The organism is Erythrobacter ani, assembly GCF_019204025.1.
GTDB lineage: Bacteria > Pseudomonadota > Alphaproteobacteria > Sphingomonadales > Sphingomonadaceae > Erythrobacter > Erythrobacter ani.
In genome coordinates this window covers 22,055-44,421 of record NZ_JAGSPB010000001.1, presented here as the reverse complement: position 1 = coordinate 44,421, position 22,367 = coordinate 22,055, and the positions used below count along the sequence as shown (strand labels likewise).

The window sequence follows — 22,367 nt, the reverse complement described above, 5'->3', positions numbered from 1 at the left end:
TCCATGAAACTGCTCAAACTCGTACCCGCTGACACGAACATCAAGTTCCTTAAGCTGCGCGTCCCGTTCTTCATCCTCAGCATCGTGCTGATCGTCGGGAGCTGGGCCGCAGTGCTGACCCAAGGCCTGAATTACGGCGTCGATTTCGCTGGAGGCCAAGAAGTTCGCCTCACTTTCGAACAGCGTGATGATGCGCCCGTTGGCGAGTTGCGCCAACTTGTGGGAGGGCTCGGTTACGGCACCCCGGTCGTGCAGGAATTCGGCGCTCCCAACGTCGTGTCCATCCGCGTGCCCTTACCCGAAGCGGTAGAGGAGACGCCTGGCGCGGCGACAGAGATCGGCAATCAGGTCATTTCAATGATCAATGAGGAATATCCCGGCGTTCGGACCGACGGCAACGAAACCGTATCGGGCAAGGTCGCGGGTGAGTTCCGGCAGGACGCCGTCCTCGCGCTTGCGCTCGCGATGCTCGGAGTGGCGATGTATATCTGGATCCGGTTTGAATGGCAGTTTGGCGCAGGCGCACTGTTCGCTTTGTTCCATGACGTGTCCGTCACGCTCGGCATATTTGCGATCTTTCAACTGGAATTCTCGCTCCAGATCATTGCCGCTATTCTTGCGATTATCGGCTATTCGCTCAACGACACTATCGTTGTGTACGACCGGATCCGTGAGAACCTGAAAAAGTATCGCAAGATGCCGCTCCCGGAATTGCTCGACCTTTCTGTGAACGAGACCTTGGCGCGAACGGTGATGACGTCGCTCACCCTTTTGGTTGCGTTGCTGCCGCTTCTGTTGTTCGGCCCAGCCAGTCTGTTCGGCCTTGTTCTCGCGATCACGGCAGGCTTGTTCATCGGTACATATTCGAGTGTTTATCTCGCTGCGCCAATGTTGATCTGGCTGGGCGTAACGTCGGACAGTTTCGTGCCCAAAGAGACCGAGGCCGACTTGCAGGAAAAGAAGGCCCGCGGTCAGGTCTGAAACCCGCGCTTTAGGTGTTCGCGATCAGTCGGTCATAGTGCGTAGCAAGCTCGGCTGCGTTTATGTCCCAGCTGAATCGTTCTGCCAGCGCGGCTACATCCATAGCCTTGGGCGGACTGTTCAGCACCGCATTCACTGATTTCGCGATGGCTTGCGGTGTTCTTTCTTGCAGCAGGCGGCCCGCAACATCGTTTGCAATGACTTCGCGCGCTCCGCCGACTTCGCTCGTCACCACGGGCGTGCCGCACGCCAGCGACTCGATCCATGCATTTGCAAATCCCCCATTCGCGGCCGGAAGCACCATTACGTCTGCAGCCGACAGGACCAGCGGCAATACGTCGTGATCGAGTGACCCGGCGAAATGGATGCGGTGGGCGACGCCCGTTTCGCTGGCGAGGCGGCGCAGATCCAATTCATCTTCGCCTGTGCCAGCCAGTATCAGGCGCGCTCGTGGAATGTCGGGTAGGGCAGCGATGACCAGGTGCTGCCCCTTTCGCTCGATCAGAGAGCCCACACTTACCAAAAGTGGGGCATTGTCGGGGATCTCGAAATCGAGTTCCTGCGATAGCTGGCTCCGTAATTGCGTATGATCCAGCGGACGAAACCGGTCGCGGTCAAGACCTGTGTAGTGCACCTTGGTCTTGTCCGCGGGTAGGCCGAGTCCCACGATTTCGTGCGCCAGAGCCTTGCTCACCGAAAGGATGCTATCCGCGTGATCGGAGGCCTTTTGTATCTGCTCCAAGGCGTAGTCTTTCGCGCCCCAATGATAGATATCCTGACCTCGCGCCTTGATCGAAAGCGGTCTGCCCAGAGCTTTCGCAATGGCCGCTGCGGTGGGTCCATCGGGAAAAAGCGACTGTGCATCAACGATATCAACCGGATGGGCAGTGTCGATGCGCCGAGCCAGTGGCACCGCCAATCTGGCGATGGCGGCCGGCTCCGGCGTAACCCCAGTTCCGGTCTCACCAGCTAATTGCAGGCTGTGAACTTCGATCCCCTCTTGAACCGAGATTTGCGGAAGTCCTGAAAACTGGTTGCTAGGATATTCAATGGACGGGGTGCTGCTGATAGGGTTGATGACTGTCACCCGCCAGCCCTCGCGCCGCGTCAGCGCCGCGAACGAGCGCGCGGAAGACATCCCAACATGCGGGCTGACCGCATTGGGATAACGAGTGCTGATGACAAGGACGTGCTTCACCAAAGCTTCCTAACGCGATTCATTCAGCGTCCGACTAAATCTTGTAAGATGCTTTCAATAAACACAGTTAACATACCGAAGTTACGGGACAATCTTACAGCGGTCGAACCAGCATCACTGCTACAGCGACCCATGGGGGATTGTCCACGACCTGCTGTTTCTGCCCCGCACCGGGAGGGAGCAACCCGACTAGCGTGCCCCGCCTGTCGATCAGCCTTCCAAACGCAAAGCGTCCGCCGGGCCGCGGGACCAAGCAATCGCGATTGATTGCCTCGGCTGCCTCATCCGGTGGTAATTGGCGCAGCCAGAGCAAGTCCCCGGGGCGATACTCCCCGATGCTTTCCGACACGCTGAGGACGGTCAGCGGACGGTCCGAAGATTGCACTGCGAGATCGGAAGGCAATACGGCTTCCGCCGGTGTGTCCAGCGCTTCGGCACCCTGGGCAGCAAGGCGCGCCACGATTTGGGGTTGGGGATTGCCGTCCGACCGCACGAGGTTCTCCGGATCGACCCCCAATGCGTCCCCGATGCGGTCCATCCACTTAATGGACAGGTTACGCATGCCTGTCTCGAGCCGTCCTATTGTCTGTGCAGTAGTGGGTGGATCACACGCCTCGGCCAGTTCAGCGAGGGTCATTCCCTTCGCTTTGCGAATATCTCTGATGCGGTTGATCATTCGCTACGCCCCTCCCTTTCGAGAACCTATATGGTAATATTTGTGTTTCCTACAGCATTACACTCATTGCAAGAGTTTTCACCGTTTCGGTGATGGAGAATGCACGATGCCGCGCAAATTGGTGGAAACAGAGTTGACGAGCGAAGGTCCGAGGCGGTCGGGTGGGGCCCAGGGAAAGCGCCGGACCGTCACCGTTAATGTTGGCGAGAGCCCGATTTCATGGCTGCATGCGCGTGGACATCTCGAGACGCGTCTGTTCGACGCTGGTGAGGCACTTCGGCGGGATTATGAGCGTGCGCAGCTCTCACAGGGCGTTACAATGCGGTGGGATCCGGTGCGGGCGAAAACCACCGGTGACCAAGGATTGAGTGGGACCGAACGACAGATCGCGGCGAAAGCGAGGTTCGATGCGGTGTTGGCAGAGGCCGGAAAGGGCCTCGAAGATGTCTTATGGCGCGTGGTGTGCGCGGGGGAGGCGCTGCCGGAGGCTGAAAAGACATTAGGCTGGCCCGCGCGAAGCGGTAAATTGGTGCTCAAGCTCGCGCTCGAACGGGTCGCCGATTTTTACCGGATCGGGTGATCCGCGCCGGACAGGAATTCTTCGACCGGATCAGCTTCCGTAGAAAAAGCGCTCTTCTGCGATCTTGCCGTCGCGGACAGTGTAGACCCCCACTTCCTTCATCTGTGAACGTTCGCCATCCATTGTGACGTCCATCTCGTAGTTCACGGCGAATTGATCCCCGAAGACATAAGGGCCTTCGGTTTTGGCGTCGTGAACTTCAGCATTCGCTTCCCACCAGGCGTGCTTCTGCAAAAGTGCCTCTCGCCCTTCGACGCGGGCCATTGGACTGTCCTGCTGCGGTTCGAGGCTGACAATCTCATCCGACCAGTAGGACTGATAGGTCTGCGCATCGTTCTCTGCGACGGCTTGGGTGAAATCCTTGGCAAGTTTTTCGATCGACATGGCTTATCTCCCTTCTTTGCGAGGTGAGATGATGGCGCGCGATTATGGCAGGATCGCGGCGGCTTAGCCCGTTAGCGAAGTCGTGACGAGCGAGCGTAAACGCGGGAGGGTCTCTGCTTCGAACCACCGTTGTTTGGTCATCCATACCCGCACTCTCCAAGCCGGGTGAGGGAGCGGCAGGAAGGGGGCAAATTCGGGGCCGCGGCGCACCCGTTCTGTCAACGACAGTCGTCGAGCCTCCGGAAGGTAGGCGGCTTGGGCATAGGCGCCGACGAGCAGCGTTAGGCGATTCTCCGGCAGCAGGTCGAGGATATGTTCGTGCCACGCGGGCGCGCACTCCTTTCGCGGTGGGGCATCGCCTCCCTTCGCCTTGCCCGGATAACAAAACCCCATCGGCATAAGCGCGACACAGTCGGGATCGTAGAATTCTGGTTTCTCCAAGCCGAGCCAGCCGCGCAGCCTGTCTCCGCTGTCATCGTCCCATGGTGTGCCGCTTGCATGGACTTTGGTGCCTGGGGCTTGCCCAATAATGAGAATGCGGGAGCGCGGTGAGAACTGCACCACCGGTCGCGGACCGAGCGGCAGGTGCTCGGCGCAGATAGTGCAGGCCGCGATCTCCGCCTGGAGTTCCGCGACTTGCCGGTCACTCATCCCTCAATCCGTTCGGCAAGATCCAGCCAGCGTTCCTCCGCCGCATCCTTCTCGCTGCGGGCGTTCTCAAGGCCCTTAGAGATCGTACTGAACCGCTGCGGATCGTTCTGGAACAGGTCGGGATCAGCCAAAATTGCCTCGCCCTTGGCAATTGCGGCCTCGAGCTCTTCGATCCGTTTGGGCAGGATCTCGTAGTCGCGCTGGTCCTTGTAAGATAGTCTGGCCGATTTCGGTGGGGAGGGCGCCGGACTTGGTTTCGGTGTCGATGAGGACGCGGTGCTGGGCTTGGACTTGCCGACGACCCGGCGCGTGCGCTTTGCCTCCCAATCCTCGTATCCGCCTGCCACGATATCGACTGTCCCTGAGCCGTCGAGGCCAAGCGTGAGGGTCACGGTCCGGTCGAGGAAGTCGCGGTCGTGACTGACGATCAGGACGGTCCCGTCGAAATCGGCGATCACTTCTTGCAGAAGATCGAGCGTTTCCAGGTCCAAGTCGTTGGTCGGCTCATCGAGCACGAGAAGATTTGCGGTGCGGGCGAATTCGCGCGCCAGTAACAAGCGTGAGCGTTCGCCGCCCGATAGAATGCCGACCTTGGTATCGACAATCTTGGGGTCGAACAGGAAGTCCTTGAGATACGCTTGGACATGCTTGCGGTTGCCGCGAACAACGATCCAGTCGCCGCCTTCGGCCAGAATGTCGCGCACGCTGGAATTCGGCTCGAGCAGGCGGCGCTGCTGGTCGATCATCACACCCGACAGTGTGGCGGCGCGCGTTACGGTTCCGCTGTCCGGTTCGAGCTCTCCGGTAAGCATGCGCAGCAGCGTCGTCTTGCCCGCGCCGTTCGCACCGACGATCCCGATCCGGTCACCATTCTGGATACGGAGTGAGAACGGTTTGATGATGGTTCGGTCATCGAAGCTTTTCGTGACGTTCTCCGCAACAATCACCGACTTCGATTTGAAATCTTCGTCGCTGGCCAGCTTGAGCTTTGCAGTGCCGCTGTCCGAAATCATCGCTGCGCGGGTGGCGCGCATCTGGTAAAGTTTTTCAAGCCGTCCCTGATTGCGCTTGCGCCGGGCGGTCACCCCGCGTTCGAGCCAGTGCGCCTCGAGCTTCAGCTTGGCATCGAGCTTCTCGGCAGCCCGGGCTTCCTCGGCATAGACTTGTCCTTCCCATGCCTCGTATCCTCCGAAGCCGACTTCCTTCCGCCGAAGCGTACCGCGGTCGAGCCATAACGTCGCACGCGTGAGGCGTTTGAGGAAAGTTCGGTCGTGGCTGATTGTGATGAACGCGCCCTTGTACCGCGTCAGCCAGTCTTCGAGCCAGTCGATGGCGCTCAGGTCGAGGTGGTTGGTTGGCTCATCGAGCAGCAACAGGTCCGGGTCCTGTGCAAGAGCGCGGGCAATGGCAGCGCGCCGCCGCTCGCCCCCGCTTGCGCTTGCCGCCTCGGTCGCCATGTCTATGCCAAGCTGCCCAGCGATCGCCTCGACCTCATGTTCAGCTGGCGGGTGCTCACCTGAGAGCGCGAAATCCATGAGCGTTTCGAAGTCGCTGAAACTGGGCTCCTGCTCGAGGAAAACGATACGTGTGCCCGGTTTTACGCGGCGTGTCCCCCGGTCCATCTCGATCCGGTCGTCGATCAGCTTCAGCAGCGTCGTCTTGCCTGCCCCGTTACGGCCAATCAGGGCGAGCCGATCGCCAGGGAGAACATGCAGGTCGATCGCATCTGTCTCCGGCCCGCCGAACAGCCAACGGCCGCCTTGCTGGAGGCCAAGCCCTTCGAGGCTGAGGATAGGAGGTTGCGCCATAGGACGCGCGAGTTAGGCGCTCCGCCGGGCTACGGCAAGGCCGCTATCTCAACCCCCGGGTCAGGGTTGCGCAGCCTTTTGGGCTTCTACCATGGCAGCAACATCTTCGAGCAAGGCAGGCGCATCGAAAACGATCCCGTCCTTGATCGTCCAGCGCACGCCGCCAACCGTTTCCAGTTCGTTGGTCTCGCGGTTGAGCCGGGTGTGGCCAGTGCCGTAGAGAACCTTGAGATTGGCGAGCGGATTTTCCGGAACGATGACGAGGTCGGCCAGTTTGCCGACCTTGATGGAACCCATGGGCGGCTCGTCGCCTTTCGCATCGTAAAGTTCCCGCGCACCGTTGATCGTTGCTGCCTGGATTACTTCGAGCGGGGTCAGTCCCGCTTCGCGGAGCATTTCAAGTTCCGCGATATAGGCGAAGCCCCATGTCTGATAGATGTAGCCCGGATCGGATCCCGCCGTCACGCGCCCCCCGCGATCCTTGAACTCTCGCGTGAGGTCAAACCACTTTCTGTAAAATCCGCGCCATGCGGTTTCGTCCTCACTCGTCCAATCGTGGTAATAGCTCCCGTGATTGGTCAGGCTCGGCGCGTAAAATTGCATCAATGTCGGCAGGGTGTATTTGTCGTGCCATTCCAGATTGCGCGCCCGCATTACATCGCGGCCGGCCGAATAGATGTTGAATGTCGGGCTGAGTGTCACACCGTTCTCGATCAGCAGTTCGATATATTCGTTCCACTTTTCGCTTCCAGGTTCGCCTACCTGATCGGCTAGGCGTGCGACCCAAGCGAAGCGCGATTGCTCGTCGAGGTAGTTGTAGTCTGGAGGGTAATCCGGAAGGCGGCTGTCATCGATCAGGCTTTCGAAATGCCCATAAAAATGGGTGACACCGTCGAGACCCAGCTCGACCGCGGTTTGCGCATTGACCTCTGCAACGCCTCGTTGGCCGAGATGGGCCACAGTGCCGAGGTTCTGTTCTTCTGCCTCTTCGAGGATTGCGCCGAGAATGTGTGGCGGTTCGTTGTTGAAAAACTTGATCCCGTCATATCCTGCCGATTTGATCCATCGCACCCACTCGCGGCCCTTTTCCGGAGTATCGATTGCGCCTAGCGGGCCGACGGCTCCGGGCACTGTGTATGCGAACAGGCGCGGTGCAGTTATTGTGTTGTCCGCGCTCCTGTTCTTCTGGTCGATGGACCGATCGTTCGGCCCGAAACCGAAGCCGACACCGCGCACGCTGGTGACACCGTGGGCCAGCCACAGCTTGAAACCGTAGGAAGGCTGCGGCGCCTTGGCCGGATCGCCATTGTGTCCGTGGGTGTCGATGAAACCGGGGAGAATATACATGCCATCGGCCTCGATCACGCGATCCGCCGTGACATCGGAGCCGCCGCCGCGCACGATCTGGGCGATACGGTTATCTTCGACCACGATATCAACCGGACCTTCGGGAGGGGCACCAGTGCCATCGATCATCGTCGCTCCCCGGATGAGCAGCGTCGGGAACGGTCCTTCACCTTCGCCAACCGGACGCTGAGGTACGCGCTCCATGACGGGCTGTGCCAGCGATGGCGTCGCAAGTGCAATTGCGGCAGCGGCGAAAAGTCTTCTGAGCATGAAATTCCCCTCTCGCAACATGCATAGCGGCGACTTCTACGTTTGCACATATTGCATTCACAGGATCGAAAGCACCGAGCGATCATTGGTTGTTTCAAGGAGGACAGACCTATGAAAACCATGCTCATTTCTGGTGCAGCCTTGCTGGCCAGCGTATATGCTGCACCTTTGGCAGCGACCACCGTGGAGATTGAAGCCGATGGTCCGGTAGTCGAACTTTCGGTGTTTGAGAGCGTGACCGTTGCGCCCGACATCGTGACGATCGGAGCGGGTGTGACGACCGATGCCCCTAGCGCTGTCGAAGCGATGCGTCAGAATGCCGTCCGCATGCAGTCTGTCATCGACCGGATCAAATCGCTTGGGGTGGATGAGAAGGATATCCAGACCACCGGTATCAATCTCAACGCCCGGTACGATTACGATCGCACGAACGAGCGCCAGGTCTTTCGCGGATATCAGGTTTCCAACCGCGTCAGTGTGCTGCTGCGCGACATCGACGAAACGGGCGAAGTGCTAGATGCGCTCGTTGCGGCCGGCGCGACCGATCTCAGTGGTCCGAATTTCTCGATCGAGGATGATGAAGCGGCCAAATCGGAAGCTCGCAAACGCGCAATCACACGCGCCCAGAAACAGGCGCAATCCTATGCCGAAATGATGGGGTTCGATGACATCCGCGTCCTCGCCATCAGCGAAGCGCTACAGGGACGGGGGCCCGTTCCGCAATTCGCAAGCCGCGACATTGCGGAAAGCGCGGTCGCGGTGACAGCGTCGCCGGTCCAGCCGGGCCAGGTAAGCACCGGTGTAAATATATCGATCAAGTATGAGATGATCGATGATGGCGAGAGCGAGGAAGAGGATGAGGATGGCTGAACCAGACCGGTTGACGCCATTCACGACTTGTTCAATGCCAAGTCTCTAGGCATTACGGCACTATGAAAGCGATTTTCGCCGTTATTTCTGCTGCGATGCTGGCACTGACCGGGTTTACTCCGGTTGGCGCAGCCGAACGCGGTGTGCAGGAACAGACACGCACCGACCAAGGCCAAGCGCGCAAGGAGATGCGTGCGGGCAATCAGCTTTCGCTGCGTCAGATCGAGAAGCGCATATTGCCACAGATGAAGGGCAGCGAGTATCTCGGCCCATCATACGATGCTACGGCACGCGCTTATCGGCTCAAGTTCATTAGGGACGGCCGCGTCACCTACATCGATGTCGATGCGCGAAGTGGCCGGGTCATCAATCGTTCGCGCTGAATTGGAACATTCGTCATCACCCATTCATTGGGGGACAGCGGCTGGTGATCGGCATGCTGCTCGCTTGACGCGACCCGTGCAAAAGCGCACGAACCCGGCGACTTTTAAGAATATATCTGGTGGAATATGCGCATCCTGATTGTCGAAGACGAACCCACTCTCGGCCAGCAACTCAAATCCACACTCGAACAGAACGGATATGCCGTCGATCTGTCGACCGATGGTGAAGATGGTCATTTCCTGGGCAGCACCGAAGAATACGACGCGTGTGTGCTCGACCTCGGCCTTCCTGAGATCGACGGGCTTTCCGTGCTCGGCATGTGGCGCAAGGAAGGCCGGGATTTCCCGGTGCTGGTTCTGACGGCGCGCGACAGCTGGTCGGACAAGGTTGCCGGGCTCGATGCGGGCGCCGACGATTATCTTGCGAAACCGTTCCAGACCGAAGAACTGATCGCCCGCCTACGCGCGCTCATCCGCCGCGCTTCAGGCAACACATCATCCGAGCTGACGGCTGGCAATGTCCGGCTGGACACACGATCGGGCCGGGTTACGCTCGATGGTGAACCAGTCAAGCTGACGGCTCAGGAATACAAGTTGCTGAGCTATCTGATGCACCACAAGGGCAAAGTGGTCAGCCGCACGGAATTGATCGAACACATTTACGATCAGGACTTCGACCGCGATTCCAACACGATCGAAGTTTTTGTCACCCGCATCCGCAAGAAACTAGGCGCAGAGGTAATCACTACGATCCGTGGCCTCGGTTACAGCCTCGACGACCCCGCAGACGCGCCCAGAGCGTAGCGCTGTAGAGAGCGGTCCAGCTTCGCCACCGCACGAGCCCGCAGGGGACGCGGTAGGCGAGGGTGCTGACAATCCGCGGGCGTCCTCGTCCCGTTTGGGTAGTCTCGCCCGGCGGATGGGCCTGATCGCGGCTGTTTGGATTACCGTCCTTTTGGTGGCAGGCGGGTTAGCGCTCGACCGAACGCTGACCAATCAGGTCAGGCAGAATTTCGACGAGCAGCTCGAATACATCCTAACCGCGATGATTGCCTCGGCAGAGATCGATTCCTTTGGCGACGTGTATTTCTATCGCAGCCTCGGCGATCAGCGTTTCCTCGAGCCGAATAGCGGGCTGTACTGGCAAATCAGCGGCGGCGAGACCGATCCGTGGCCCTCCCGAAGCCTGTGGGATCGCACCCTTCAAGTAAGCGGCGATCATTTCGACAATGAGGCGCATTTCTACGATTCGGATCAATTTGAAGGTGAGCCAGTGCGGGTTGCTGAGCGCACGATTATCCTGCCGGGCAGCGAGACCCGTTGGACCTTTGCCGTGGCAAGCGCGACCGAGGAGATGGACTATCAAATCCAGCAGGTCCGCCTGATCCTCGTCTGGAGCTTTGCGGTGCTTGGCTTTGGCCTGATTGTGATGGCCTTGCTTCAGATCCGCTACGGTCTGCAGCCGCTCAGGCGTGTGCGTGCTGCGATTTCGAAGCTAAGAACGACCGGGGAAAATCGCATAACGGAGCCGTTGCCTAGCGAGGTTCAACCGCTGGTGGAGGAGCTTAATGGATTGCTTGAACACTCCGAAAAACAGGCAGAGGAGGCACGCACTCACGCTGGTAATCTCGCCCATGCCCTGAAAACGCCCCTGACCGTACTTACAAACGCTGCGACCGCGCGATCGCCCGACCTCAACGAGGCCGTGTTCCGAGAGACCCGCACCATGCAGCGTCATGTCGATCATCATCTGGCCCGCGCTCGGGCGGTTGGACGGCGCGCCGTCGGCCACGCTCGCACCGATGTCCGCGCGAGCGCAGAGGCCGTCAGGCGCGCGGTCGAACGGCTTTACCCCGAAGGCCGGCTCGATATTGCAGGCAGCCGCGACAGCATGGTTGCGATCGAGCGCCAAGACCTTGATGAAATTCTCGGCAATGTGATCGAGAACGCCGCGAAGTATGGTGGCGGAAGCGTGTTCGTCACCGTCGACGTTGAACCGGAAAGCGAAGACTGCCTGATCTGGATCGAGGATGATGGTGTTGGCATCCCCGCGAGTGAGCGTACGCGAATATTTGATCGTGGTGCACGGCTCGATACGGGCAAGCCTGGCACTGGTCTCGGTTTGGCGATCGTTCGAGATGTGGCGGAGATCTACGGCGGCGGCGTGAAGCTGGACGAAAGCGAAGATCTCGGCGGATTGCTCGTAGAGCTGCGGCTGCCTCGCGCCTGACCGGCCTTACTTCCCCCGCGCTTTCTCATGGTGGCGGATTACCTCATCAATGATGAAGCGCAGGAATTTCTCGCTGAATTCGGGATCGAGATCGGACTCTTCCGACAGCTTTCGCAGGCGTTCGATCTGCCGTTTTTCGCGGGCAGGGTCTGCGGGTGGCAAAGTGACTTTCGCCTTGTATTCGCCGACCGCCTGAGTGATCCGGAACCGCTCGGCCAGCATGTGAATGATCGCCGCATCGATATTATCGATGCTCTTGCGAAATGAAGCGAGCTGCGGATCTTCCGCGGTCGGAGCGTGAGTTTCATCGGACATTGGTTGCAAAGCTAGCAGCAATTCAGCGCTTGCCAAGCGCTTGAGGCTCGACCAAAGCCGCAGCATATGACCGCAGAAGTCGTCCCTATCCCGCGCAAGCGGCCTACGCTCGATCCGATGCTGTCACTGACTGCCAGTGGCATGAATTCGGTCAATTCCGTCATTCTCGATCGGATGCATAGCGAAATTCCGCTCATTCCGCGCCTCGCCGGCCACCTTATTTCCGGAGGCGGCAAACGGCTGCGCCCGATGCTGACACTCGCCGGCGCAGAACTGGTGGGCTATCAGGGAACACGCCATCACAAGCTCGCAGCAGCTGTCGAGTTCATCCACACGGCGACTTTGCTCCACGATGACGTTGTCGACGGAAGCGAGCTGCGCCGCGGGAAGGCCGCGGCAAACATCATATTCGGAAACCCCGCGACCGTTCTGGTCGGTGATTTCCTCTTCAGCCGTGCGTTTGAGCTGATGACGGAAGATGGCTCGCTCAAGGTGCTCAAGATCCTGAGCAATGCCAGTGCCGTCATTGCCGAGGGCGAGGTGTCGCAGCTTACGGCCCAGCGGCAGATTGAAACCAGCGAAGAGCGCTATCTGCATATCATCGGTGCGAAGACCGCTGCTCTATTCGCCGCTGCGAGCCAGATCAGCGCGGTTGTAGCCGAATGTGGTGAAGAGCAGGAACGTGCTCTGGAAGATTATGGGCGCAACCTCGGGGTCGCGTTCCAGCTGGTCGACGACGCGATCGATTACGATTCCGATGCAGCCGAAATGGGCAAGGATCAGGGCGACGATTTCCGGGAAGGGAAAATGACCCTTCCAGTGATTCTGGCGCATGCGCGCGGCTCGGAAGATGAGCGCAAGTTCTGGAAAGCCGCCATCGCGGGCCATCGCACTTCTGATGATGATCTTGCGCATGCGATCATGCTGATCGACAAGCACAATGCAGTCGAAGACACGCGGGAAAAAGCGCGGCACTTTGCCCAGCGTGCGATCGATGCCATTTCGATCTTTCCCGAAAGCTCGGCGCGTGCGGCCATGGCCGAAGCGGCGCAATTCGCCGTAGCTCGCGGATACTGACAAACGAAACCCCGACCTCCGTTAAAGAGGCCGGGGTCCGATCTTGCAAGATTGCGCAGTTTTACTGGCGGGTTGCGGTCCAGCGAACCACGCTATCATCGCGTGGGTCGGTGCTGACGGCCGATATTGTGTCACCTTCGACGGTCATTTCGAGCACATCCACCACTTCGCCATCACGCGTATAAGTTTCGCGGTACGTGTTCTCGCCGGTCTTTTCTACTGCGATCATGCCGCCGCTTTCGTCACCTTCGGGCTTTACCGGCTCCCCGCCAAGCGTAGCTGTGTATCCGAAGCTGTTGCCAGTGCTTGTGATCGTGTCACCATCTATTTCATAGCTGAAGACAAGTCCGGCGTCGCTTTGGTTGGTCAATTCGGCCACTTCCCATTCGCCTGACGCTGCGTGCGCACCATCAGGCCCTGCGGCGACGCGATTGTAGTTAGTGGTTCCTTCGACCACCTCCTGGCCATCGAGGTTGGTCCAGGTAATCGTAACTGAATTGCCATCGTCGCCCACGGTCCAAGTTGAATTGCCGAGGTCCTTGTCTCCCAGCCGAGATGCGGTTTCGATCGTGTTGTCATCGACGATATTGATCTTCATGCTGTCCATACCAGGACGATCAACGGTCTGCCATTCACCGTTCGCGGTGACGGAGAATGGAGGCAGGCAATGATTGCACGCGTATTCGCCGTCTGCGATCGTGTAATTGCGGTTGGCGTTTTCGAATTCAGCTGACTCGAGATTTGCCTTCCAGGTTCCCGCAAGGCTCGCGGTCTCAGCGGCCACGACCGCATCTGTGTCTGCTGCACCACCGCAGGCCGTCAGGCTGGTCGCCAAAGTCATTACGGCAAGAGCCGTCATCATCTTGTTCATGGATTTCCCCTACTTCAGTTTCGCCTGGCTGACCCGATTGAACCGGTTTGTCAGCCAGTGCATTCAACTGCGCCCCGGCGTTCAAATACCAGCAATTGTAGTGATTATCCAAATCGAGCGCTCAGTTCGCGGAACACTTCAATGAACTGAGTGACTTGAGACCAAGGGGCTGTCTCGGAAACGCAATTGTGCCAAGGGGACGGGGTGTCCGATCAACTTCCCATCCTCCATGTATTGCCCGGAATTCGCGATGCTCTATCCGGCTTAGGAGCTTGCGTACTTATCGCACCTCCGGGAGCGGGCAAGACTACGGGGGTTGCGCCGGCACTGCTGGCGGAGGAATGGTGCACCGGGCAGATCATCATCACATCACCTCGCCGTGTCGCTGCACGTGCGGCCGCGGAGCGGATGGCACAGGCGCTAGGCGAAAAGCCGGGCGAAACGGTCGGCTACATGACCCGCCTCGACAGCAAGGTATCGACCAAGACGCGGATCGTCGTCATTACCGAGGCGATCCTTGTCAATCGGTTGGTCGCAGATCCCGAATTACCTGGTGTATCGGCGTTGCTGTTCGATGAGGCGCATGAGCGCCATCTCGACAGCGATCTCGGTTTGGCCCTGGCATTGGAGACGCGCGAAATTCTGCGCGAAGACCTGCGAGTGCTGGTCATGTCGGCGACGATCGACGGGACCAGGTTCGCTGATCTAATGGGCGAGAACACGCCGGTTCTCGAAAGCGAGGGGCGCAGTTTTCCCCTCGAAATTCGGTGGCTCGGCGCGGATGCTACGGCCTCAATCGAAGATCAGGTGGCGCGCGGGATCATGATCGCGTGGCGGGACGAGCAGGGCGACATCCTCGCCTTTCTTCCTGGTGTGCGAGAAATCGAGCGGGTGCGTGAGCGGCTGGAGCCGAAATTGCCCGAGACACCGATCCTGCCGCTGCATGGTCAGGTTGAACCCGCCGCGCAGCGTGCCGCGATCCGGCGTGATGGCGCAGGGCGGCGACGCATCGTGCTGGCGACGGCAATCGCTGAAACATCTCTTACACTCGACGGAGTGTCGGTGGTGGTCGATGGAGGTCTGGCACGCTACGCCGAATTTGACCGGGCAGCGGGTACCACGCACCTCGTAACCCGCCGCGCGAGTCAGGCAGCAGCGACGCAGCGGGCAGGGCGGGCCGCCAGACAGGGGCCTGGCGTCGCCTATCGCTTGTGGGAAGAAGGTGGACACGGCGGACGACCTGAGTTTTCCCCACCCGAGATCGAGATCTCAGACCTTGCGCCGCTGCTTCTGAAATTGGCGAGGTGGGGCAATAGCGATCCGGCTTCGCTAGCATGGCTTGACGCGCCTCCACAGGCTTCGATCTCGGCAGCCAAGTCGGACTTGCAGGCCCTTGGCGCGCTCGATGACGCTGGACGTATCACCAATTGGGGTGAGGTCATCGCGGGCATGCCGATGTCTCCTGACCACGCAGCGGCGGTACTCCACGGAGCGAGTGCAGATTGCGCCGGGGAAGCGGCACAATTGGTGATGCTGGTCCAGGAGCGCGGGCTGGGCGGCAGGAGTGAGGACCTCGCGCAGCGCCTTGCGCATTGGCGCGGCGATCGTTCAGGCCGCGCGCAGAGCGCTGCCCGCATCGCACGAGGATGGGCGCGGACAGCAGAGAAAACGGATGCTAGCTTGCAAACAACCACGCAGTCGGCAGCCGAATGCCTCGCGCTCGCACGGCCTGGCTTTGTCGCGAAACGCCGCGACAAGAAGGGTGAGCAGTGGCTCAGCGCAGGCGGAAGAGGGTTTCAGCTGGATCCCTCCTCGCCGCTGGCGTCCGCCGAATGGATCGTGATCGCCGATGCACAGGGCGGCGCGAAGGGAGCACGGATCACATCCGGGATTGAAATCGGCGCCGAGCGAATTGAAGCGTTATTCTCGAGCCGGATTGAGGAACACTCTGCAATCCGTTGGAACGACACAGAAAACCGCGTTGAATCCCGACGAGAAAAGCGTTTGGACGCGATCGTCCTTTCGCGCGGGCCGGACCCATCGCCCGATCCCGATCGGGTTGGGCGGGTGCTTGTGGAAAAGGCTCTGGATAGACTGGGGGAACTTTTGCCGCCCGGATTTCTCGCGCGGGCGGCTTTTGCAGGGATCGACGAGCTGGCGGAGGACAGTTTGCGAAAGAGTTCGGAGATATGGCTCGCTCCTTTGCTGGCCGGGCGTCGTGACATCGGCTTGCCTGCCAACCGTTATGGCGACGCAGCGCTCGCAATGCTTGACTGGAATGCGAAGCAGCGGCTCGATGCGCGAGCACCCACGTATTTTGCGTCCCCTGTGAATACTCGGCATTCGATCGACTATGCGGGCGTCGACGCGCCAAGCACGGAGATCCGCGTGCAGGCATTGTTCGGTCTCGATACCCACCCGATGATTGGTAACACGCCGCTACTGCTCAAGCTGACCAGTCCTGCCGGACGCCCCATCCAGGCCACGGGTGATCTTCCCGGATTCTGGCGCGGCAGCTGGACCGATGTGGCGAAGGACATGAAAGGGCGGTATCCCAAGCATCGCTGGCCCGATAGGCCTTGGGAAGCAAAGCCAAGCCTCAAGACGAAAAACGCGTTTAATCGCGGATGAGATTGGCTTATTGCGGGCGTGAGTCGGTTGCTGGGCAACTGGAGGGCTGAATGCACGCCGCCCGTCGATTGAGGGACGAAACAGGAAATGACCGCGAGAATTTATCAGCAACCGAAAAGCGCGATGCAATCGGGCAAGGCCAAGACCGATACCTGGGTGCTTGAATTCGAACAGACCGAGGCACGCAAACCCGATCCGCTGATGGGTTGGACCGGCAGCGGTGACACCCAGGCTCAGGTAAAGCTCAATTTTCCTACCAAGGATGCGGCAAAGGCATATGCCGAAAAGTACGGCATACCGGCCCGCGTCCATGCAACGCCGCCGAAGTCGCTTAAGATCCAGGCCTACGCTGACAACTTCAGATAGCGCCGACACCGTATTTCCGCTGTTGAAATCTCGAAGTACCCCCGCCATATGCAGCCTTGGGAGTCGGGTGGACGTTTGCGTTCGCTCACCGGGTCAGGTCCGGAAGGAAGCAGCCCAGGTGAATTGCGGCGGGTCGCTCGGCTCCTTTTAATTTCTCCAATCATCGTCATGACAAATGCGCGCGCAACGCGTAGCTAATCGGGCATGCCTGATTCACCCGACAATTCGGATTCGCCCCCCTGGGATGGGGAGCCGCAGGACGAGCAACAGCCAACGGCTGCAGAACTGGAGGCGGCTGGGCAGAATTCTATGTTCGGAGACGCGCAAACTCCCGCTGAGGAGCCCGTAGAGCCCGATGCTGTCACCGTACCGGTCGGACCATCCTCTCCGCCGGCAGTGGCGGCACCGGCACGCGAAGATGCGCAACCGTACCGCGTGCTCGCCCGCAAATACCGTTCACAGACCTTCTCCGAACTGATCGGGCAGGAACCGATGGTGCGCACGCTCGCCAATGCGATCGAGCGGGATCGGCTGGCGCATGCTTTTCTGATGACCGGGATCAGGGGTGTGGGGAAGACCTCGACGGCGCGCCTCATCGCGAAAGCGCTCAATTGCGTCGGCCCGGATGGGAATGGCGGACCAACGATCGACCCCTGCGGTGTTTGCGAACCGTGCAGGGCCATCGCGGAGGGCCGCCATATCGACGTGATAGAAATGGATGCGGCCTCGCACACCGGGGTAGACGATGTCCGCGATATCATTGAGCAGGTACGCTACGCGGCGGTCTCGGCACGTTACAAGATCTACATTATCGACGAAGTTCACATGCTTTCGCGCAATGCGTTCAATGCATTGCTGAAAACGCTTGAAGAGCCACCTGCGCACGTCAAATTTCTGTTTGCTACAACCGAGGTCGAAAAGCTTCCCGTAACTGTGCTCAGCCGCACGCAGCGGTTCGATCTGCGGCGCATTCCATCGGAGCTGCTTGCCAAGCATTTCCGTTATATATGCGAGCAGGAGGGAGTTGAGGCCGAGGACGAGGCTTTGCGGATCATTGCGGCATCTGCCGAAGGGTCCGTGCGCGATGGCCTGTCTATCCTCGATCAAGCGATTGCGCATGCCGATCTTGAGGAAGGCAGCAAGGTAACGGCGCTGCGAGTGCGCGACATGCTCGGCCTAGCCGACAAGAGCGCGCAACGTAGCGTTCTGACTCATCTCCTGGAAGGCGATGCGAATGCGCTGCTCTCGGCAATCGAGGAACAGTACGCACTCGGGGTCGAGCCGATTGCTCTGATGCGCGCGCTAATGGACCTTGTTCACAAGATCACCGTGGCGCAGGTTTCAGGTAGCGATCCCGACGCACCCAGCGAAGAAGAGCGCGCCGCCTTGGGTCAGTTCGTGCAGCGATTGGGTGCGGGCGAATTGCACCGCCTTTGGCAGTTGCTCCTCAAGGGCCACGATGAGGTGCGACAGGCACCCGATCCCCTGGTCTCCTTGCAAATGGCGCTGCTGCGGGTGCTTCATGCATCGGGGCTCCCAGATCCGGGAGAGCTCGCTAAGCGCATTGAGGAACTGGCCAGCAGCGCTCCGGCCGCCGCTGCGGCCCCCATCTCGACGACGGAAACTGTTGGCGGCGAGACGGCTAGGCAGGATGCTAGCGCGACCGGAAGGCTTGCCGACTGGGAAGAACTGGTCGACCGGATCGACAAGGCAGGCCAATTGCGTGTTGCCCAGATGATGCGCGACCGGGTGCGGGTCGTCGAGCTTTCGCCCGAGAAACTGGTATTCGAGCAAGCCGACAGTTTCCCCGATGACCCGGTGCCGGACATGCGCGATGCGCTGTTCAAGCTTACGGGGAAGCGCTGGATGGTGGAGAAGGGATCTGGTGAGGCGTTCCCGAGTTTGCGCGAACAAGCCGAAGCTAAAGCCGCTGCCGCGCGCGACAGGGTCTTGTCCGATCCGCTGGTGAAAGCCACATTGGATGCGTTTCCCGACGCCGAGTTGATCGAAGCCGACAAAAACGTCGCCAGCGCTTCCGGCAGAAAATGGAATTGATGGAGTAGTTTCGATGAAATCGATGGAAGAAATGATGCAGGCGGCTCAAAAAGCTGCCGAGAGTATCCAGACGCAAATGAACGACATGCAGGTTAAGCTCGACAACATCGAGGTTGAGGGCGCGTCCGGCGGCGGTCTGGTCAAGGTGCGTGCGACTGCGAAGGGCCGCATTCTCGGCGTGACGATCGACGACAGCCTGATGAAGCCCGAAGAAAAGCAAATGGTCGAAGACCTTGTAACCGCCGCCTTCAATGACGCGCGTGACAAGGCCGACCGTGTTTCCGCCGAACAGATGAAGGAAATGCAGGGAGGCATGGGTCTGCCTCCGGGCTTCAACCTTCCGGGTATGGGATAAGGTACATGCGCTGTGATCTCAGCTCACGCGAAGCTCAAGATCGTTGGATGACCAGCCAAAATCGGAGAGGGCACGCTGCCGCTTCTTTTCCGGAAGTTCGGAGAGCATGACTGCAAGGGAGAAATTGCCCTCAAGCACGTCGGCCTTGGCGTAGGTCCAATCGCAGATCTGGTCGGGTTCGAACTCGACGGTCTGATAGATTTGAAACTCGCCTGAAACCGGCTCATTTAGCAATCGGCCCAACCACCGACCATTCCGGTTGGAGATTTCGCCTACCCAGATTTGCTCATTACCGTCTTCGATCGGCATCCTGATTTTGAGTGCGAAATCATCCTCGTCTTCGGCCGGATCGTTGTAGTGTTCCCAGAACCTGTCGATGGTTTGAAGCGCTTTTTGTGTTGCTCTAGCCATTCGAGGATCGTCCGGATCGATTAGCACTGGTTCTGGAAAAGCATTGAGCCGCGAGCGAATGAACTCAAAGGCTGCGTATCCTAGGCCAATAGCAAGCATGACGATCCACTTGAAGGACGAATCATCAGTCGCTCGGCAAGGGTCCACTTGCTCACAAGCCATTGCCGGATCAGCCAAGAAAACCGAAAGGCCGGCGACGCAGAGAGCACTCGAAAGGATAATTCTTTTAGCCATGTCAGCGGAGATATTGTTGGCTTCCTAATTTCTGCTTAAGTTCGTCCACCCTCCAAGTTGGCATCCACAGCTTACTTCAGTCAGCCATTGCGAGCTGGCGGGGTGGTTCCCATATTCTCATCAAACGGCGCGCCCTAATGGCGGTCTCGGATATCGAAATATGACTCAAACATTCCCGCTTCTCCCTCTGCGCGACATCGTCGTGTTTCCCGGCATGGTCGTGCCGCTCTTTGTGGGCCGCGACAAATCTGTCGCCGCGCTGGAGGCCGCGATGGAGGCGAGTAAGGATATTTTCCTCCTCGCTCAGCTCGACCCGGGATGTGACGATCCCGAGGGTGACGACCTATATGATATCGGCGTGGTTGCGCAGGTTTTGCAGATGCTCAAACTGCCCGACGGAACAGTTCGGGTCATGGTCGAAGGCACGCACCGCGCGAAGTTGACCGATCTTCGCTCCGAAGAAGGTTATGTGCTCGCGTCGGTCGAGATGCTCGAGCCGGAAACTGTCGCCGGCAACGAAGTTACTGCACTGATGCGCCAGGTGTCCGAGCAATTCGGCGAGTATTCCAAGCTCAACAAGAAGCTGGGCGATGACACCACCGTAGAGCATGGCGAAGTCGATGATGCCGGGCGACTTGGCGACATGATTGCTGCGGCAATCAACGCCAAGGTATCGGATAAGCAATCGCTTCTTACCGAGGCCAACCCGCTGAAGCGGCTGGAACTGGTGATGGCCTTTATGGAAGGCGAGCTTTCGGTTCTCCAGGTGGAGCGAAAAATCCGCGGCCGCGTGAAGCGGCAAATGGAGAAAACGCAGCGCGAATATTATCTCAACGAGCAGCTCAAGGCGATCCAGAGCGAACTTGGTGGTGGCGATGGCGAGGAAGGCGACGAGATCGCCGAGCTGACTGCGCAAATCGAGAAGACGAAACTTTCGAAAGAAGCAAAGGCAAAAGCCAATGCGGAGCTGAAGAAGCTCAAGGGGATGCAGCCTATGAGCGCGGAGGCGACGGTTGTCCGCAATTATCTGGATGTGCTGCTGGGTCTGCCGTGGGGCAAGAAATCGAAGCTAAAGAAAGACATCGCCAAAGCGCAAGAAGTGCTCGATGCCGATCACTACGGTCTCGAAAAGGTCAAGGACCGGATTATCGAGTACCTCGCCGTCCAGGCGCGCACCAACAAGCTGAAGGGACCGATCCTTTGCCTCGTGGGCCCTCCGGGTGTGGGCAAGACTTCGCTTGGCAAATCGATTGCAAAGGCGACCGGCCGCGAGTTCGTGCGCCAGTCACTTGGCGGTGTGCGTGACGAGGCGGAAATCCGTGGTCACCGTCGTACTTATATCGGATCGATGCCGGGCAAGATCGTCAACAATCTCAAGAAAGCCGGTACGAGCAATCCGCTGTTCCTGCTGGACGAGATCGACAAGCTTGGTCAGGACTTCCGCGGCGATCCGGCCTCGGCACTACTTGAAGTGCTCGACCCGGAACAGAACGATAAATTCCAGGATCATTATCTGGAGCTCGATCTGAACCTTTCGGACATCATGTTTGTAACGACCGCGAACAGTCTCGACCTTCCGCAACCCTTGCTCGACCGAATGGAGATCATCCGTCTCGAAGGGTATACTGAGGACGAGAAGGTTGAGATCGCGAAACGTCACCTCATCGACAAGCAGGTTGAACAGCACGGCCTGAAGGACGAAGAGTTCGAGCTGACAGAAGAGGCCCTGCGCGATCTCATCCGTTATTACACGCGCGAATCCGGCGTCCGAACTCTGGAACGAGAGATTGCGCGCCTGGCACGCAAAAGCCTTCGCAAGATCCTTGAAAAAGAGGTCGAAACCGTGCGGATAACGCCGGAAAACCTCGGCGATTTTGCAGGAGTGCGCAAATTCAAGCACGGCATGGGCGAAGAGGACGCGCAGGTCGGCGCAGTCACCGGCCTTGCATGGACATCAGTCGGGGGTGAGTTGCTCACCATCGAAAGCGTCACGACACCGGGCAAGGGCGAGATCAAGACGACCGGTAAGCTCGGCGAGGTGATGAATGAAAGCATCTCCGCAGCCTTCAGCTTTGTGAAGGCGCGCGCGCCTGCATACGGTATCAAGCCTTCGCTTTTCCAAAGAAAGAATGTTCATATTCACTTGCCTGAAGGTGCGGTGCCGAAAGACGGACCGAGCGCGGGTATCGGCATGGTGACGTCGATTGTATCCACACTCTCTGGCGTCCCCGTGCGACCCGATATCGCGATGACAGGCGAAGTGACGCTGCGCGGTCGCGTGCTTGCGATTGGCGGGTTGAAGGAAAAGCTGCTCGCTGCCCTCCGAGGCGGGATCAAAACGGTTCTTATTCCGGAAGAGAACGTGAAAGATCTCGCTGAAATTCCGCAAAACGCGAAAGACGGGTTGGAGATCATCCCCGTCAATCACGTCGATGCCGTGCTGGAGCATGCGCTTACAGACATGCCTGCGCCAATCGAGTGGACCGATGCGGATGACCTTGCATCTCAACCCACGGGGCAATCGGGCACGGGGTCTGCCGGCTCGGACGTTCCGACGGCGCACTGATCCCTCGCTTAGAGGACGGGTGCTACATCTCAGCTGTCGCTTGCATGGCGTCTGACCCAAATCACTCACCGTGCCGGATTGTGCCGCGTCACTGCAGCGCTCGGTTCG

The 22,367-nt window shown here is 59.2% G+C and carries 21 protein-coding genes and 1 other RNA gene; 13 read left to right on the top strand and 9 right to left on the bottom strand.

All coding sequences use genetic code 11. The annotated features are described in order from the left end of the window. Nucleotides 1-3 precede the first annotated feature (3 nt). Nucleotides 4-981, top strand: coding sequence for a protein translocase subunit SecF (gene secF, locus KCG45_RS00210; protein WP_218315156.1), 978 nt, complete (start codon nucleotides 4-6; stop codon nucleotides 979-981). A gap of 10 nt (nucleotides 982-991) precedes the next feature. Here the strand turns inward: secF and KCG45_RS00205 are convergent, their stop codons facing one another. Next, the gene (locus KCG45_RS00205) at nucleotides 992-2,179 is read right to left on the bottom strand and encodes a glycosyltransferase (protein WP_218315155.1); all 1,188 of its coding nucleotides are present in this window, start codon (nucleotides 2,177-2,179) and stop codon (nucleotides 992-994) included. Between the two features lie 94 nt (nucleotides 2,180-2,273). Continuing rightward, a complete protein-coding gene (locus KCG45_RS00200) occupies nucleotides 2,274-2,855 on the bottom strand; it encodes a helix-turn-helix domain-containing protein (RefSeq protein ID WP_218315154.1) in 582 nt (193 codons plus the stop codon). A gap of 106 nt (nucleotides 2,856-2,961) precedes the next feature. Between KCG45_RS00200 and KCG45_RS00195 the strand changes: the two genes are divergently transcribed. Further along, nucleotides 2,962-3,435 (top strand): DUF6456 domain-containing protein, encoded by a 474-nt coding sequence (locus KCG45_RS00195; protein ID WP_218315153.1) that lies wholly within the window; start codon nucleotides 2,962-2,964, stop codon nucleotides 3,433-3,435. A 30-nt stretch (nucleotides 3,436-3,465) separates the two neighbouring features. Here KCG45_RS00195 and KCG45_RS00190 read toward each other — a convergent pair whose 3' ends face one another. From KCG45_RS00190 to KCG45_RS00175, 4 genes are all read right to left on the bottom strand, one after another. Then, nucleotides 3,466-3,819 carry a nuclear transport factor 2 family protein gene (locus KCG45_RS00190; RefSeq protein ID WP_218315152.1) on the bottom strand — a complete coding sequence of 118 codons (354 nt, stop codon included), beginning with the start codon at nucleotides 3,817-3,819 and terminating at the stop codon, nucleotides 3,466-3,468. Between the two features lie 63 nt (nucleotides 3,820-3,882). Further along, nucleotides 3,883-4,470, bottom strand: coding sequence for a uracil-DNA glycosylase family protein (locus KCG45_RS00185; protein WP_218315151.1), 588 nt, complete (start codon nucleotides 4,468-4,470; stop codon nucleotides 3,883-3,885). Continuing rightward, nucleotides 4,467-6,278 (bottom strand): ABC-F family ATP-binding cassette domain-containing protein, encoded by a 1,812-nt coding sequence (locus KCG45_RS00180; RefSeq protein WP_218315150.1) that lies wholly within the window; start codon nucleotides 6,276-6,278, stop codon nucleotides 4,467-4,469. Before KCG45_RS00180 ends, KCG45_RS00185 begins: the two co-directional genes overlap by 4 nt. Nucleotides 6,279-6,338: 60 nt before the next feature. Further along, nucleotides 6,339-7,895, bottom strand: coding sequence for an amidohydrolase family protein (locus KCG45_RS00175; protein WP_218315149.1), 1,557 nt, complete (start codon nucleotides 7,893-7,895; stop codon nucleotides 6,339-6,341). Between the two features lie 111 nt (nucleotides 7,896-8,006). Between KCG45_RS00175 and KCG45_RS00170 the strand changes: the two genes are divergently transcribed. From KCG45_RS00170 to KCG45_RS00155, 4 genes are all read left to right on the top strand, one after another. Continuing rightward, nucleotides 8,007-8,765, top strand: coding sequence for an SIMPL domain-containing protein (locus KCG45_RS00170; protein ID WP_218315148.1), 759 nt, complete (start codon nucleotides 8,007-8,009; stop codon nucleotides 8,763-8,765). A gap of 62 nt (nucleotides 8,766-8,827) precedes the next feature. Beyond that, complete coding sequence (locus tag KCG45_RS00165) at nucleotides 8,828-9,148, top strand: PepSY domain-containing protein (protein ID WP_218315147.1); 321 nt, start codon at nucleotides 8,828-8,830, stop codon at nucleotides 9,146-9,148. Nucleotides 9,149-9,274: 126 nt separating this feature from the next. Then, complete coding sequence (locus KCG45_RS00160; protein WP_190787694.1) at nucleotides 9,275-9,952, top strand: response regulator transcription factor; 678 nt, start codon at nucleotides 9,275-9,277, stop codon at nucleotides 9,950-9,952. Then, nucleotides 9,903-11,378, top strand: coding sequence for a sensor histidine kinase (locus KCG45_RS00155; RefSeq protein ID WP_439648890.1), 1,476 nt, complete (start codon nucleotides 9,903-9,905; stop codon nucleotides 11,376-11,378). The genes KCG45_RS00160 and KCG45_RS00155 overlap by 50 nt, the downstream gene beginning before the upstream one ends. A 6-nt stretch (nucleotides 11,379-11,384) precedes the next feature. Here KCG45_RS00155 and KCG45_RS00150 read toward each other — a convergent pair whose 3' ends face one another. Continuing rightward, entirely contained in the window at nucleotides 11,385-11,693 is a 309-nt protein-coding gene (locus KCG45_RS00150) for a chorismate mutase (protein WP_218315146.1), read from the bottom strand. 66 nt (nucleotides 11,694-11,759) lie between these two features. On the opposite strand from KCG45_RS00150, the gene KCG45_RS00145 reads away from it, so the two are divergent. Further along, nucleotides 11,760-12,770 (top strand): polyprenyl synthetase family protein, encoded by a 1,011-nt coding sequence (locus tag KCG45_RS00145; RefSeq protein WP_218315145.1) that lies wholly within the window; start codon nucleotides 11,760-11,762, stop codon nucleotides 12,768-12,770. Nucleotides 12,771-12,831: 61 nt separating this feature from the next. Here the strand turns inward: KCG45_RS00145 and KCG45_RS00140 are convergent, their stop codons facing one another. Further along, nucleotides 12,832-13,641, bottom strand: a complete 810-nt coding sequence (locus KCG45_RS00140; protein WP_218315144.1) for a hypothetical protein — start codon at nucleotides 13,639-13,641, stop codon at nucleotides 12,832-12,834. A gap of 204 nt (nucleotides 13,642-13,845) precedes the next feature. Between KCG45_RS00140 and hrpB the strand changes: the two genes are divergently transcribed. The 5 genes from hrpB to KCG45_RS00115 all read left to right on the top strand — a co-directional run bounded on the left by hrpB (nucleotide 13,846) and on the right by KCG45_RS00115 (nucleotide 19,048). Further along, nucleotides 13,846-16,272 (top strand): ATP-dependent helicase HrpB, encoded by a 2,427-nt coding sequence (hrpB, locus tag KCG45_RS00135; protein WP_218315143.1) that lies wholly within the window; start codon nucleotides 13,846-13,848, stop codon nucleotides 16,270-16,272. Between the two features lie 87 nt (nucleotides 16,273-16,359). Next, a complete protein-coding gene (locus KCG45_RS00130) occupies nucleotides 16,360-16,638 on the top strand; it encodes an ETC complex I subunit (protein ID WP_218315142.1) in 279 nt (92 codons plus the stop codon). A gap of 56 nt (nucleotides 16,639-16,694) precedes the next feature. Further along, nucleotides 16,695-16,789, top strand: an RNA gene (gene ffs, locus KCG45_RS00125) — signal recognition particle sRNA small type. A 53-nt stretch (nucleotides 16,790-16,842) separates the two neighbouring features. After that, the gene (locus KCG45_RS00120) at nucleotides 16,843-18,693 is read left to right on the top strand and encodes a DNA polymerase III subunit gamma/tau (protein WP_218315141.1); all 1,851 of its coding nucleotides are present in this window, start codon (nucleotides 16,843-16,845) and stop codon (nucleotides 18,691-18,693) included. A 13-nt stretch (nucleotides 18,694-18,706) separates the two neighbouring features. Continuing rightward, nucleotides 18,707-19,048 carry a YbaB/EbfC family nucleoid-associated protein gene (locus KCG45_RS00115; RefSeq protein WP_218315140.1) on the top strand — a complete coding sequence of 114 codons (342 nt, stop codon included), beginning with the start codon at nucleotides 18,707-18,709 and terminating at the stop codon, nucleotides 19,046-19,048. An 18-nt stretch (nucleotides 19,049-19,066) separates the two neighbouring features. Here the strand turns inward: KCG45_RS00115 and KCG45_RS00110 are convergent, their stop codons facing one another. Further along, nucleotides 19,067-19,459 carry a DUF2314 domain-containing protein gene (locus KCG45_RS00110; RefSeq protein WP_218315139.1) on the bottom strand — a complete coding sequence of 131 codons (393 nt, stop codon included), beginning with the start codon at nucleotides 19,457-19,459 and terminating at the stop codon, nucleotides 19,067-19,069. A gap of 394 nt (nucleotides 19,460-19,853) precedes the next feature. Between KCG45_RS00110 and lon the strand changes: the two genes are divergently transcribed. Further along, the gene (lon, locus tag KCG45_RS00105) at nucleotides 19,854-22,259 is read left to right on the top strand and encodes an endopeptidase La (RefSeq protein ID WP_218315138.1); all 2,406 of its coding nucleotides are present in this window, start codon (nucleotides 19,854-19,856) and stop codon (nucleotides 22,257-22,259) included. Nucleotides 22,260-22,367 lie beyond the last annotated feature (108 nt).